This window comes from Spirulina subsalsa PCC 9445 (assembly GCF_000314005.1).
Taxonomy (GTDB): domain Bacteria; phylum Cyanobacteriota; class Cyanobacteriia; order Cyanobacteriales; family Spirulinaceae; genus Spirulina_A; species Spirulina_A subsalsa.
This window is the reverse complement of sequence record NZ_JH980292.1, coordinates 2,961,231-2,976,558: the sequence shown is the minus strand read 5'-3', so window position 1 is coordinate 2,976,558 and position 15,328 is coordinate 2,961,231. Positions and strand designations below refer to the sequence as shown.

At 47.4% G+C, this 15,328-nt stretch carries 9 protein-coding genes; 6 read left to right on the top strand and 3 right to left on the bottom strand.

From position 1 onward, the window contains the following. Positions 1-394 precede the first annotated feature (394 nt). The 3 genes from SPI9445_RS0113535 to SPI9445_RS25555 all read left to right on the top strand — a co-directional run bounded on the left by SPI9445_RS0113535 (position 395) and on the right by SPI9445_RS25555 (position 7,110). Positions 395-1,231, top strand: coding sequence for a GGDEF domain-containing protein (locus SPI9445_RS0113535; protein ID WP_026079778.1), 837 nt, complete (start codon positions 395-397; stop codon positions 1,229-1,231). A gap of 151 nt (positions 1,232-1,382) precedes the next feature. Next, entirely contained in the window at positions 1,383-5,132 is a 3,750-nt protein-coding gene (locus SPI9445_RS28575; protein WP_017305294.1) for a PAS domain S-box protein, read from the top strand. Between the two features lie 103 nt (positions 5,133-5,235). After that, the gene (locus SPI9445_RS25555) at positions 5,236-7,110 is read left to right on the top strand and encodes an adenylate/guanylate cyclase domain-containing protein (RefSeq protein WP_017305293.1); all 1,875 of its coding nucleotides are present in this window, start codon (positions 5,236-5,238) and stop codon (positions 7,108-7,110) included. A gap of 137 nt (positions 7,111-7,247) precedes the next feature. Here the strand turns inward: SPI9445_RS25555 and SPI9445_RS31665 are convergent, their stop codons facing one another. Further along, a complete protein-coding gene (locus tag SPI9445_RS31665; protein WP_017305292.1) occupies positions 7,248-7,373 on the bottom strand; it encodes a hypothetical protein in 126 nt (41 codons plus the stop codon). 237 nt (positions 7,374-7,610) lie between these two features. After that, on the bottom strand, positions 7,611-8,543 hold the full coding sequence (locus SPI9445_RS0113515) for a histone deacetylase family protein (RefSeq protein WP_017305291.1): 933 nt from the start codon (positions 8,541-8,543) through the stop codon (positions 7,611-7,613). A 73-nt stretch (positions 8,544-8,616) separates the two neighbouring features. On the opposite strand from SPI9445_RS0113515, the gene panD reads away from it, so the two are divergent. Beyond that, positions 8,617-9,207, top strand: coding sequence for an aspartate 1-decarboxylase (panD, locus tag SPI9445_RS25550; RefSeq protein ID WP_017305290.1), 591 nt, complete (start codon positions 8,617-8,619; stop codon positions 9,205-9,207). After that, positions 9,188-12,322 carry a HEAT repeat domain-containing protein gene (locus tag SPI9445_RS0113505; protein WP_017305289.1) on the top strand — a complete coding sequence of 1,045 codons (3,135 nt, stop codon included), beginning with the start codon at positions 9,188-9,190 and terminating at the stop codon, positions 12,320-12,322. The genes panD and SPI9445_RS0113505 overlap by 20 nt, the downstream gene beginning before the upstream one ends. Here SPI9445_RS0113505 and SPI9445_RS0113500 read toward each other — a convergent pair. Then, positions 12,312-13,367: a potassium channel family protein gene (locus SPI9445_RS0113500; protein ID WP_017305288.1), complete on the bottom strand. Its 1,056-nt coding sequence runs from the start codon at positions 13,365-13,367 to the stop codon at positions 12,312-12,314. The genes SPI9445_RS0113505 and SPI9445_RS0113500 overlap by 11 nt on opposite strands. Before the next feature lie 115 nt (positions 13,368-13,482). On the opposite strand from SPI9445_RS0113500, the gene SPI9445_RS0113495 reads away from it, so the two are divergent. Then, positions 13,483-14,751: an aspartate aminotransferase family protein gene (locus SPI9445_RS0113495; RefSeq protein ID WP_026079777.1), complete on the top strand. Its 1,269-nt coding sequence runs from the start codon at positions 13,483-13,485 to the stop codon at positions 14,749-14,751. The last annotated feature ends 577 nt before the right edge of the window (positions 14,752-15,328 follow it).

Genomic DNA, 15,328 nt, shown 5'->3' with positions numbered 1-15,328 from the left:
ACAATCCCCGACCAAAAGGTACGGGGATGCTGTACTCCTAAACTCTTATCAGGCCAAAGCGTAAAAGGTTAACTTTTTATTCTCTGGTAACTATGGCATTTTCGTGACTCATGAGGTAGACCTTTGTTAGACGCTCTGTTCCCTGTTCCCTCAAGGTAGAGACTCTGTACCTCGCCAGTAGGGAAATTGCTAGATCAATTATTAACTTCCTGGCTCCCTCTCCGTATTCATAATCCGCCACCGTTACAGATCACTTGTACGGATCACTGTAAATAGGGTTACAAGACCTGACTAAGTGTTCTTGCTCACACCGACAAGACTCAGCCTGAAAATCAGGTTATCATTGATTTAACGACCCTCTAGAGTTTGCTTTTTGCTCATGGCCCCGGAAGTGATGATGACCACTAACCCCCCTTCTCAAGCAAGGTTAGAGCTTGAAATTCAAAGACTCTGTGCGCAGGTGACAATTCTAGAACAAGAAAACGCCGATTTAAAAATGCTGCTAGAAAATGTCACCAGCCATGCTGATTTTATCGAAGCAGAGTTACACGCCACTAATGAGCGTTTACAAGAAGAAATTAGTAATCGCCTCAAAACCATGCGGGCATTGCAATTTTTAATCGGGATGGTCACGCGAGATATTTCTGATTTGCAAATTTTGCTGGAAACCACTACAGAACACGGGGATTTAGTGGAACAATTACTCCATAATGAGAGTATTCGAGATCCCCTAACAGGCTTGTTTAATCGGCGTTATTTGGATCAAAATTTTGAAAATATTTTGCAGGGGGCGCGCCATTGGAAACAATCCGTTGGTGTAGTTTTAGGCGATATTGATTTTTTCCGTACCTTTAACACAGAATTTGGTCACAAAGCCGGGGATATTGTGTTAAAAGAAGTCTGTGAGTTTCTACAGAAAAATGTCCGAGATGTCGATAGTGTTTATCGGTATGGCGGGGAGGAAATTCTGTTACTGTTACCGGGGACATCTTTAACCGATACGGTGGGAATTGCTGAAGCTCTCCGGCAAGGCATTCATCGCTTGAATTTGTCCTATGGGGAACAAGATTTAAACCAGATTAGTATTTCCTTTGGAGTGGCTTGTTTTCCTGAACACGGAACAACAGTAGATGAATTAGTGATTGCCGCCGATACGGCATTATATCAAGCCAAAGCGGCTGGACGAAATTGTACTATTGTGGCAACTCTTGCTTCAGGAAGTTCTAGTTAACATTCGTGTTGATGTACTGAGGATAAGAGAAACTTCGATGAATCGATCGATTGAAATTTGAGGCAATAACAAGTTACAAAATTATCCCTCTCCGCACCAGTCATTAGCATTAGTAGGATTGCCAAAACATAGCCTCCTTGGGGGTGCAAAGATGTCTAGTTCTCAGGTTTGGAATGTGTTGATTTTGGGGCGAGATCCCCAGTTTATTCAAAGCTTGACGCTTGCCTTACAGTATTTTAGAGAATCTCAATCTGCTGCAAAGCCTAGTTTAGGTAAGCAGGAAAAAAGCCGACGGAAACCTAGCATTTTTTCCCGAGGATGTCTCTCTAGCACCAACTTAAAGACGCTTTATGGCCATAAGTTCCAAGCGGTTGTTCTCTATTCTGTTCCTGATGTTGTAGAACGATTGCAGGAAGATGCTAATGGGTTTGCTCTTTGGATTGATTATACTGGAATTACCCCTCAAGATAGTCTCAATTTAATTCGTCATATTCGCAAAGATATTCATAACCCCTTTTTGCGTATTGTGCTTTATGTCCGCGAAAAAGATCTGGCCGCATTACCAATTAATTGGTTATGCCGTTATGATGTAAGTGACCTATTTTATGGAGAGGATTTAGTTTCAGAAAAAATACATATTCGCTGTCAGGAACATTTTAGAGTTTATCATGAAAAAGTCACAACATTTAATTTTTATCGAGTTAAAGTACAGCTTGAGAAAACGATTAGTTATTTAAGATTAATTCTGGAAAAAATTCCTCAACAAGTTTTTTGGAAAGACGCGAGTTCTAGATTTTTAGGTTGCAATACAAAGTGGGCAACGGCGGCAGGTTTTGATAATCCTGAAGCGGTGGTGGGCTTAAGTGATGAGGATATTATCCCGGATCCTGAAGTCGCCAAACTATTCCGCCAAGAAGACCAGAAAATCATTGAACAAAAACAGCCAAAGTTACATAGCATTGCCACGAAATACCGGGAAGGAGTCCAAGGGAAAAAGGTTTGGCTGGATATTAGCAAAATTCCGCTTTATGACAGCGAGGGTCAACCTTTAGGCATTGTGGGGGTATTAGAGGATATTACAGAACGGAAGAATGCGGAGGAGGCTTTAGAGCGTTCTTTGTCGTTATTGCGGGCAATTTTTGAATCCATTGCCGATGGGGTTTTAGCGGTGGATCGGATGGGAGAAATTATTAGTTATAATAAAAAATTTTTAGAAATGTGGAAGTTGCAGGAGGGGGATTTTACTTTACCAAATCCTCGTCAACGGACTTTTAAATTAGCGGATCAATTGGAAGATCCCCAGGGATTTATAACACGGGTTATAGAAATTTATAGTCAGCCAGAAGTTCATAGTTATGATGTTTTAGTGTTTAAAGATGGACGGATTTTGGAACGGTATTCCCAACCCCAACGTTTAGGGGATTTAATTGTGGGGCGGGTGTGGAATTTTCGCGATATTACCTTAGCGAAACAGTCGGAGGTGGCGCTACAGCAACAAATGCGCCGGGCTGTATTATTGGGTGAAATTACTCAACGCATTCGTTCTTCTTTAGACCCGAAGGAAATCTTTCAAATTACAGTGAATCAGGTGGGGCAGGCTTTTGAGGTCAGTCGCTGTAATTTACGGTTATATGTGCCGGGAGATCCTCCTCAGTTGCGTCAGGTAGCGGAGTATGTGGAGGGGGGTTACTCTTGTTCTGAGGCTATGATTGCGATCGCCGATTATGGCTATGTGGAAGCAGCCTTAAGGGAAGATCGGGCGATCGCATCCGATCAGATTTCGCTGCCGGGGTTGTTTCCCCCCGATACCCAATCGTTGTTAAGTGTGCGCACGTCCTATCAGGGCGCACCCAATGGTTTAATTACCTTGCAACAATGCGCTCACCCCCGGAGTTGGACTCCCGATGAAATGGAACTCTTAGAAGCTGTCGCGGCACAGGTCGGGATTGCCATTGCTCACGCCCAACTGTTACAACAGGAAAAACACCAACGGGCGAAACTGGATCGGCAAAATCAGCAACTTCAGCAGCAAATTAAACAACGGCGACAGATGGAGGCAGAATTACGCCACAGTGAGCGCCAATTACGAGCCATTACCGCCAGTGTACCGGGCATGGTCTTTGAAGCCATCAGTCAAGGTTCCGAACACCACCAATGGACCTTTATTAGTGACGGGGTACAGGAACTCTATGGCATCACCCCCCAAGAAGCCCTAGAAACCAGCGCCCTGTGGGAAAGAATCGCCCCAGAAGACCGAGAAACCCTCTTAAATGCGATCGCCTACTCCCAAAACCATTTAACCCCTTACGACCTCTTCACCCGCATATATCCCCATCACGGTGGGGAAAAATGGGTTCGTTCCCTCGCCCAACCCAAACAACTCCCCAACGGCTCCATCCTCTGGACAGGCGTGCAAGTCGATGTCACCGAATCCAAACAGCAAGAATTAGCCCTCATTCAAGCCCGAGAAGCCGCCGACACTGCCAACCGCGCCAAAAGCGCCTTTCTCGCCAACATGAGCCACGAACTCCGCACCCCCCTCAACGCCATCCTTGGCTTTACCCAACTCCTCAGTCGCATTAGCCAACTAAAACCCGAACAACAAGAATATCTCAGCATCATTAACCGCAGTGGAGAACACTTGCTCACCCTCATTAACGATGTCCTAGAAATGTCCAAAATTGAGGCCGGACGAGTCATGTTCCATGAAGATCACTTTGACTTATACCGTCTGTTAGACTCCTTAGAAGACCTCATGCAAATCAAAGCCCAAACCAAAGGCCTACAATTGCAATTCCAGCGTGACGACAACCTCCCCCAATACATCCACACCGACGAAAGCAAACTCCGTCAAGTCCTGCTTAACCTCCTCAGCAACGGTCTAAAATTCACCGAAAGCGGACAAGTCGCCCTCACCACCACCCGTCTCACCAACCATCCCCCCATCCTCAAATTCACCGTACAGGATACCGGCCTAGGCATTTCCCCCGAAGAACTCACCCTGCTCTTTTCCCCCTTTGGGCAAACCGAAAGCGGGCGCAAATCCCAACAAGGCACAGGTTTAGGACTCGCCATCAGTCGTCAATTTGTCCAACTCCTCGGGGGAGAACTCACCGTACAAAGTCAACTCGGCCAGGGCTCCACCTTCAGCTTTCAAATCCCTGTGCGACTAGGCTCTCCCCTCCCCTCTCCCTCCTCCAATCCTCCCCGTCAAGTCATCCATTTAGCCCCCCAGCAACCCCCCTATCGTATTCTGGTCGTCGAAGATCGTCTAGAAAGTCGGCAACTCCTCGTTACTCTCCTACAAAAACTCGGTTTTCAACTCCAAGCCGCCGAAAATGGTCAAGAAGCGATTCATTGCTGGCAAACCTGGCACCCCCATCTCATTTGGATGGATATTAGAATGCCCATTTTAGACGGTTTAGAAGCCACCAAACAGATCCGCCGTCTTGAAGAAAATCACCCCCACCACACCGTGATTATCGCCGTCACCGCCAGCGCCTTTGAAGAACAACGCGCCGAAGTACTAGCCGCCGGATGTGATGATTTTGTCCGCAAACCCTTTCAGGAGTCCATGCTGTTAGATAAAATGGCACAGTATCTAGGGGTGCAATATATTTATGCTTCCTCTGAGGAAGTAACCCAAATCACCAACCCGAGAGCAGGGGCTTCTGTCCCCACACTAGAAACCATACAAGCAGATTTATTAACCTTAGATCGGGCTTGGGTTGAAGAATTACATCTCGCTGCCATGCAGTGTAGTGTAGAACAACTCTTACCCATCTTAGCTAAACTCTCTCCTACTTATTATAACTTAGCTGAGGGTTTAAAACAATGGGGCAATAACTTTGAATTTGAAACCATTGTGAATCTTACACAACAGGTTTTAGATACTCCTTAATACACCATGCTTTATAAAGTTTAGCCTTCTGGAATCCTGTCTTGTTTCGCTAGATTTTTGCTAAATCTGTTCCTTTTGTCTACTCCTAGGTTTGCCTACCCTTATGACAGTTTTTCCGGTGCATCCCAGTATTTTTATAGTGGACGACACACCCGATAATTTGCGGCTACTTTCTCAGTTGTTGTTAGATAAAGGGTATGCAGTGCGGACAGCATTAAGTGGGGCTATGGCCATCCGTTCAGCCGCCGCCATGCCCCCAGATTTGATTCTACTCGATGTTAATATGCCCCAGATGAATGGTTATCAAGTCTGCAAACATCTGAAACAACAAGACCGGACTAAAGACATTCCCATTATTTTTATTAGTGCCTTAGATGAGGTCAACAATAAAGTTCAAGCCTTCCAAGCGGGTGGGGTTGATTATATCACAAAACCGTTCCAAGCTGAAGAAGTTTTAGCTCGCATTGAAACCCATTTAACGTTACGGTTTTTACAGCAAACTTTACAAGAACAGAATGAAAAATTTCAACAAGAAATTCAAGAGCGGCGACTCCTAGAAAACAAATTGCTGACTTCAGAAGGAAAAATGCGGGCAATCTTTAACGCTATGACGGATATTGTCATTATTTTAACTTTAGAAGAGAGCAAGATTGCCGGAGTGGAAGTGATCCCCACCCATGCTACCCACAATTTAGAGCAAACCCTGTTAATTGATGAAACAATTATGCAGTTTTTACGCGAAGATGAATATAGTCAACTTTGGACAGAACAACTCACCCGAGTCTGTGAAACCCAAGAAAGTATTACCCTTGATTATGAATTAACCTGTGAAGACAAAATTTATTGGTTTTCTGCAACTATCTCCCCAATGCCAGATCATGGGGTGATTTGGGTAGCGCGGGATATTACCGATCGTCAACAGGCAGAAGTGGCATTACGAGCCAGTGAAATTCAATATCGGGATTTAGTGCAAACGGCTAATTGTATTATTTTACGTTGGGATAAAAACGGATATATTCGCTTTTTAAATGAATACGGTCAGAATTTTTTTGGTTATACAGAACAGGAAATTTTAGGTCGTCCTGTTGTGGGGAGTATTGTCCCTTCTCAAGGCAGTTCAGGCGAAGATTTAGCGGCACTGATCACCGATATTTGTCAAAATCCTGAATCTTATAAATCCCATGAAAATGAAAGTATTTGTAAAAATGGGGAGCGTGTTTGGCTATCTTGGACTCATAAACCCTTGGTGAATAGTCAGGGGGAATATTTTCAGATTCTCTCCGTGGGGACTGACTTAACCGCACGAAAGAAAACTGAAGAAGCTTTGCGCTTGGAACAGGAAAAATCAGAACGATTATTACTCAATATATTACCTCAGAAAATTGCCACTCGACTTAAACAATTTGAGGGATCTTTAGCTGAACAATTTGCAGAAGTAACGATTCTTTTTGCTGATATTGTCGGATTTACTCCTTTTTCTGCTCAAACGCCTCCTATTGAGTTGGTTAGTGTTCTCAATCAAATTTTCTCCCGTTTTGATCATCTAGCTGAACGGTATCATCTGGAAAAAATTAAGACCATTGGTGATGCTTATATGGTGGTGGGTGGATTACCAACTCCTTGTCAGGATCATACAGAGGCTATGGCAGAAATGGCGTTAGATATGCAGCAGGAAATTGCTAAGTTTAAGCGAAAGGATGGAAAACCTTTCCAATTGCGCATCGGCATTAATACGGGATCTGTGGTAGCGGGGGTGATTGGAATTCGTAAGTTTAGTTATGATTTGTGGGGGGATGCGGTTAATGTGGCTTCGCGGATGGAATCTTTGGGAGAACCGGGTAAAATTCAGGTGACTGCTGTTACTTATGAGCGCTTGAAAGACCAGTTCATTTTAGAGGAACGCGGTTCTATTGTTGTGAAGGGGAAAGGGAACATGAAAACCTATTGGTTATTAGGACGAGGAGCAATGGTTTCTTAAGGGGGGTTTGCTTAATTATGATTCTAATTGGGGAGCAGGGGAGAGGGAATAGGGAATAGGTAATAGGGAATGGGGAATACTAATCAACTCCCGACTCCCGACTCCCCAACTCTCGGACTTATTCAGCAAGCCCTAATTTAAAAATTGGCTGGGGGAGGAAAACAGAAGGCTGCCAGAATACCTAAGATAAGGGCAATCGCCCAAGAATATTGGCAGAAATATTGCCAGATGCGATCGCCTTGATTGGGGTACTGTTTGCTCATCGAATCTGGGTAATGATTCTTGACTAAGTTCTTGACTCTTAAATCTATGCGCTTCGCGCAGGCTGCGCCAACCTAGGCTATCACATCGTTGGAAAGAAATTAACATCACGGCGGTTAAAACCGCTCGTGTCGCATTTCATCCCCCACTTAAAAGATGGAGGCTTTCATGCTCCCGCTATTTTCCCGTAATTCTGAGAGTGTACTCGGGAGGTAGTGGAACAGTCACCTTACCTAAACTTATTCATACCCTAGGGACAGACAACTGCCGACGGTTTCCACCACAGACTGACCTAAACTCTCTAGATCATAGCCCCCTTCTAAACCAAATAAGAGACGAGGGGTCAGGGGAAGTAATAAGCGGGTAAACTGACCATAATCCTCCGGTTGTAACTTCATCCCCGCCAGAGGATCATCTGCATTGGCATCATACCCCGCACTGACTAGAATTAAATCCGGTTGAAAATGTTGGAAAAACGGGATGACTTGCTGCTTAATCACCCCCTCATAGTCAGTCACCGTGGAGCCAGCGCGCAAGGGCAAATTTAAGACATTTTTATACATTCCTCGCTCATAGGCTTGTCCCGTGCCGGGGTAAAACGGAGACTGATGCAGGGAACAATAGGCAATGTGGGGATCCGTTTCTATGGCGTATTGGGTGCCGTTGCCGTGGTGAACATCCCAATCAAAAATAGCCACCCGTTGAATGTTGGGCTGTTCTAGAGCATAATGAGCCGCGATCGCCGCATTGGAGAGCAAACAAAACCCCATCCCGCGCTCCGGTTCGGCATGATGACCCGGAGGACGTGCTACAACAAAGGCCGGGCGATTGTGCGCTAAGACGAGATCCACCCCATCTAACCACCCACTGACCGCTAAAAGGGCGATCTCATAACTCCCCTGAGAAACCGGAGTATCGGGATCTAAAATCCCCCCTCCCCGTCGGCCTGCGATCGCCTGCACCTCTTCAAGATAATCTGGAGTATGGACTTGTTGCACCCAAGGGAGAACATTCCGTTCATTTAAGGGAGTCGGTTGATACCACGTTAACTGATGGGCAAAAGAAGCCGCTTTTAAAGCTTCTACAATAGCCGTTAAGCGGGCAGGACGTTCCGGGTGAAAAGACCCCGTATCATGGTCAAGAAAGCGTTCAGAATAAATAATGGGGAACATAGGGCAATGGAATGAGGGCTAGGAGAAATTGAGGATTAATGATTTATTATCACGGATTTCTGGGAGGTTTTCTATGACGACCATTCGTTTAATGCACGCCAAACTCCATCAAGTGCGGATTACTCGCGCCAATCCTGAATATATGGGGAGTGTTACCATTGATCGGCGTTTAATGGAACAGGTGGGAATTTTCCCCCTAGAAGAGGTTCAGATTTATAATTCCCAAAATGGTCATCGTTTTAGCACCTATGTCTTGCCGGGGGAAGCTGAATCCGGGTGTATCGAGATTAACGGAGCCGCCAGTCATTTGTGTTCCGTGGGAGATCGGGTGATTATTGTGGCCTTTGCCCAGCGCGATCGCGCCGAAGTCATCAAAACCGGCCATCAAGCCACCGTATTAATTGCCAACGCTCAAAACCAATGTGAAGAATTATTAGTCCAGCAAGTCATCCCCAATTTTGAGCAGGAAAGGCTGGATTTTCAGAGTGAATCGGTTCTCAAAGCCGCCATTCCCACCGACATTGAAACCCTCCCCCCTCCTCCCCCTCGTCCACCCATCGACAACGACCCCGACGAAATGTTAGATCGAGGGATAGAATCCCCACCCTCCCCGAATTTTTCTTTTCTAGACCCGCCACCTCCCTATGATTCAACCCAGTTTTGAGCGAGCGACGATTCAACAACGGGGCCTCCTTCACCTGTTGTTCTTAGCCGTTTCAAGCACCACCTTTGGCGTTATTGCCTTAACTTTGGGGACTTCCCTCTTTCTCCATCGTGCCGGGGCTGCCTATTTGCCCCTGTCCTATGTCCTCATGGGAATCCTGTCCATCCCCATCTACGGGGGACTCTCCCAAATTGTCGATACCACCAGCCGCCCCAAACTCTGCCGTCTATTATTAGGGGTAGCTATTGCCTTTAGTCTCCTCGCTTGGTTTCTCCTGCCTCTGGACACTTTGCCCATTTATTACCTCATCCACATTGGGCTGTATGTGCAGTGGATTCTCATGACCGAGGTTTTATTCCCCAGTTTAGTCTCCGATTATTTCACCAGTTTGGACTGGAAGCGCTACACCCCCATTTTGCGCATGGCCAACGCGGTGGGCGGTTTATTGGGCGGGGCCCTACTCAGTGGGTTAGTCTCATGGGTATCCCCCCAAGATGTGTTACTCTACCTACCCCTCTGTTACGGGATCATGATCGGTCAACTGTTCTATCTAGAGAAAACAGAAACCCCCCTCGAAGTCTGCCACCTTCAGTCCCCAGAATCCCTACTCAAGAGTTTAAACCAGTTGCCCGACCTCTTGCGTCAATATCCGATTATTTCCTTTCTCTGTAGTAGTACCTTTTTATTCATTTTGCTCTACAGTTTGGCTGAATTTGAGTATTACAGCATCTACTCTCAAACCTTTGCCGATGACCAAGATTTAACCCGTTTTTTAGGCATAGTGCGGGTGGTGAATAGTGTTTTACCCTTGGTGTTATTAGCCCTCGTGACGAAGCCCTTAATTCGCCTATTAGGGGTCACAGGGATTAGTTTAATTTACCCCCTCACCACCTTAGCCAGTTTTGGAGGATTAGTCTGGCAAGGGAATTTAGGAACGGCCGTCTTTGCCAATTTAAACACTAACGGCATTGAAGACAGTTTAAATCAACCCATCCAGTCCCTGAATTATAATGCGGTGCCTTATGCTTTGGTGGGGCGAGTGCGAGTGATTGGCAATGGGTTATTTTTCGCCTTGGGATTAGCGACGGCCGGGGTTTTATTGCAACTGTCCCAACTGTTTTTAACCCCCTTACAGGTGGGCTATGGGGGATTAGTGTTAAGTGGAGCGTTTTTTGTCCTGCGTTATCACATGGGCAAAAGTTACCTGCAATCCTTACTCACCATGTTAAGAACTGGAGTCGTCAAGGTCAAAGATGTGCAGGAAGGCCTGCGTTTACCTGGTTCCTACCGGGAAGAAATTCAAAACCTCTTAAGGAGTCAAGAACGCAGTGATCAGATTTTGGGCTTAGAATTGGCAACCTGGGCTGAAGCCAGCCAGCAGTTTCTGCCCCTCGTTGAACCCCTCCTGCATACCACAGATGAGAGAATCCGTCAAGTCCTAGTAACCTATTTAAGTCAGAGTCGCCGCCCGGACATAGTGCAGTATGTGCAGGCCTTGCTGAGGGGGGAAAAACCCGACTTGTGCCTTTTAGCCCTAGAAGCCCTGATTGCCAGTCAGTATCCCTTTTCTCGGTCGGAATTAGAGCAATTGCTAGACACCGTGAACCCCCAAATCCGCGCCTTGGTGTGTGTTGCGTCGGTGGGGCGTGGGGATGCCCAATTGCAACAAATCTGTCAGGAAATGTGGCTCTCTCCCTTAGAAACCGCGACCCAACAGACCATTATCCGTACTATTCGCCGAACCGGGAACCGCCAATTTGTCCCCCTGCTGCAAACGTTATTAGCCGATACCCCCACAGAGATTACTAGACAGGGTTTAGAAGCCTTAACAACCTTGGCGCGGCCGGGGGATTTGGCATTAGGGAAGTGGGCGGAATCCTATTTGGCGGAGTCTGATAGTTTGGTGCGGGCGATCGCACTAAAACTCCTCGGCATCATCCGTCATCCCGATTTACTCCTGGCCATTGCCACCGGACTCAACAACGAGGATTTAAATGTGCGAATGTGGGCGGCCAGTGCCTTAGCCAGTTATGGCAATGATGGGTTAAAAGTAGCCAATATTTACCTAAACGCCACCCGTCCCGAAGTGCGAGAAGCCGCGATCGCCAGTGTCGCCAAAGTACGCACCCCCCAAGCCACCCACCTCCTCTATCAGTCCTTTAAACCCCGCTACCAACTGCTACAACAAACCGAGCGCTGGTTAGCCCAAATGCCCCTAGATGCCCCCATGTGGGAACAATTAGCCGTCATCCTTCAAGACTATCAACAACGACTCCTCCACCGGGTTTTATACCTCCTCTCCTGTTTAGATCGAGAAGGTACCCTGCGGGATATTCGGCAAATTCTCCACAGCCCCGACCCCCGTTTACGCGCCAATGCCGTCGAAACCCTACTCTCCCTCAAACACCGTCGTTTTGTCCTGCCCCTCGTCCCCCTGTTGGAAAATCATCTCCCCTCCCGTTCCGACCGTTTACTAGAACCCGAAATCCTACTGAAAGAGGTCTTAGACACTCGGGATCGTTGGATTCGGGTTGGGGGTTTATTTGTCATCTCCCAAGACCTGCCCCAATACCGTCACCTGCTCCCCACATCATACCTCACCGACCCAGATCCTCTGATTCAGCGTTTAGCCCACTCCCTAACCTTGGGCTATCAAGAAAACCTGCCAGAGAATGACTGGTTTCTGCATCAAATCTTCTTCCTCAAAGAAACCCCCTTTTTCCGCCACCTCTTTTTAGAGGAACTCCTCGCCATTAACCCCATTTTGGATCAAAAAAGTTACACCCCCAGCAGCATTATTTACACCTCCCACAGTTCCAAACCCGGCCTATATCTCGTAGAATCAGGGCGGGTGGAAATGCGGGTTGGAGAAGGGTTTGGGGTGCTAGAAAGGGTGATTACACCGGGGCAAACCTTTTGTGAGATGAGTCTGTTTGATGACAGTCCCGCCCCCCAAAAAGCAGGCATTCCTCGACAATTTGCATCCGCGCAGCGTTGCGCAGCAATCGCCACCACCCCCTGCACCGTCCTCTTCCTCTCCCGGCAAAAATTCGAGCAGGCCATTAACACCTGTCCCCGTCTCCTATTAAGTTTCACCCAAATCCTCAAGCCTTAGACCACCGACCAGAAGGACGAGTCCCCCCCAACAAGTGCCGCAACGTCCGCAACTGTTCCGCCGTCCCCATACAAATCAATAAATCCCCCTCCATCAAGCGCGTGTCCCCCGTCGGCCCCCCGATTAACGTTCCATCCTCCCGCCGAATCGCCAAAACCAACGCCCCCGACAAAGCCCGTAAATTGGTATCACTCAGGGTTTGCCCCACACAGCCCCCCGAATTAGAAGATAACAAAAACTCATCGAGATATAACGAACGATTAACCCCCGTAATAATCCCATCCACAAAATCCATCACCCGAGGCCGTAACGCCGCCGCCGCCAGCCGTCGCCCCCCCGTAATATAGGGCGACACCACCGCATCCGCCCCCGCCCGCTTCAACTTCAGAACCGCCTCCTGATTATTCGCCCGGGCAATCGTGCGCAGTTGAGGATTCAACGTTTTAGCCGACAGCACCGTATAGAGATTTTCCGCATCCGAAGGCAAAGCCGCCACCAAACAAGCCGCCCGATCAATGCGCACATCCAGCAAACAATCATCCAGCGTCGCATCCCCTTGTACCGCCATGTGACCATCATGTTGGGCTTCCGATACCGACTCTGGGTCACTATCTACAATCACAAAAGGAATTTTTTCCGCCGCAAACTCCAGGGCAACTTGATGACCCATCCGCCCATAGCCACAGATAATATAATGATCTTGGAAACTCTCAATCAAGCGTCTCTTCTGCCTCTCGCGAATTCTTTCTTGAAAATAGCCTTGGATAATGGCTTCCGTAAAGCGGTTAACAATATAACCAATGGAGATAATCCCCAATAGAATTAATACCATCGTAAACAGACGAGAGCGATCATCTAAGGGTCGAACCTCCGAAAACCCCACCGTAGCCAAGGTAATCATCGTCATATAGGCCGCTTCCGTTAAAGACCAGCCCTCAACATACCAGTACCAAAAGATCCCTAAACAGAAAACCCCCCCCAGCCCGAGGATTCCGCCTAACAATTCCTGCCATAACCGCTTTTCCTGCCTCCTAATCCGAGCCATCAGGTCGTTCTATCCCCGAAATCTAAAATCTAAAATCTAAAATCCCAAATCTCAGCAGGATTCCGTTTAACATTTGGTAAAGACCCAAATTATTATGAAAATACGGAGTTAGCCCGTGAGTCCAGAAACTCTTATTCCTTCTCCTGCTGTACCCACTTCTACCGGAAATTCTCCCTTCGAGATAGACCGCTTCAATACCTACGTTATGAACACCTACGGACGCTTTCCCATTGCCCTAGAACGGGGAGAAGGCTGTCGCGTCTGGGATACTGACGGAAAAAGTTATTTAGATTTTGTCGCCGGGATTGCCACTTGTACCCTCGGCCATGCTCATCCGGCTATGGTACAAGCCGTTACGGAGCAAATCCAAAAACTCCATCATGTTTCTAACCTCTACTACATTCGGGAACAAGGAGAACTGGCCGAATGGATTGTAAATCATTCCTGTGCCGATCAGGTATTTTTCTGTAATTCCGGGGCAGAGGCCAACGAAGCGGCGATTAAATTGGCGCGCAAATATGCCCATGTTGTCCAAGAGATTCAGTACCCAGTTATTTTGACGGCGAAAGCCAGTTTTCACGGTCGCACCTTAGCCACCATTACCGCCACAGGACAACCGAAATATCAAAAGGATTTTGACCCCCTGATGCCGGGGTTTGAGTATGTCCCCTATAACGACATTGAGGCGCTGGAAAATGCCATTGGGGAACTCGACGAGGGCAACCGTCGCGTCGGGGCGATTATGTTAGAACCCTTACAGGGTGAGGGGGGTGTCCGTCCGGGGGATTTAGATTATTTCCTGCGGGTGCGCAAAATTTGCGATGAGGTGGGTTTACTGCTCATTTTAGACGAGGTACAAGTGGGCATGGGACGCACCGGGAAACTCTGGGGATACGAAAATCTAGGCATTGAACCGGATATTTTCACCAGTGCCAAGGGTTTAGCCGGAGGGATTCCCATTGGGGCGATGATGTGCAAAAACAGCTGTAATCTGTTTGAACCGGGAAATCATGCCAGTACCTTTGGGGGCAATCCTTTCGCTTGTGCGGTCGGTTTGGCGGTGGGGAAAACTTTGTTAGCGGACAATATTATACAAAATGTCCAGGCGCGGGGAGAACAGTTGCGGAAAAATCTCCGGGCGCTGACCCACAAAACGCCTCATCTGTTTGCTGAGGTGCGAGGATGGGGGTTAATCAACGGGATTGAACTCCAAACAACGGCTAGTGTTTCTTCGATTGAGATTATTAAAGCGGCAATGGAGGAAGGTTTATTATTGGTTCCGGCAGGTCCCCAAGTGGTGCGTTTTGTGCCTCCTCTGATTGTTTCGGCGGAGGAAATCGAGGAGGCAACGGATAAATTAGAGCGGGCTTTGTCGCGTTTGTAGGTCTAAATCCTTGTAGACACCCCCACCTCGCGAAACGCAGGTGGCGGAGCATTCATAAGTTACAGTCCAACGTTAGAAATTAAGGGAATTGGGAGTCGGGAATAGGCAATAGGCAATCATTATCCACTCCCCCTCTCCCCTGTTCCCGGTTCCCTAGCCCACCTAACTAGGGTCTGCTGAATATCCCTCTAAGGAGGGTTACTAGGACTTTCAGCCGTTTATACCAAATTAAATAGACTTGAGGGCAAAAACCTGAATTTCCCCTGTTCCCTGTTCCCTTGACTTCTAACAGCGAGAAACTGCAAGGTTTTAGGGATAAATCATCAAAAAGGCTTGCCTTTTTCCGATTCCCCCTGTTCCTTCCCGTTCCCTGTTTCCCACCCGGAGTAGAGTTATATTGCTACGCAACGCTTTGCTACGCAACGCTTCGCGAACGCGAACGCGAACGCGGAGCGTCACGAAGTGAACAGCAAGCCCTAACTATTACTGGCATTTTAGCGAATTCTCTGCACCAAGACAGTCGCCAGTTCTCCTCATTTATCCTTATTTATCCTTATTTATCCTTCCCCATCACCTC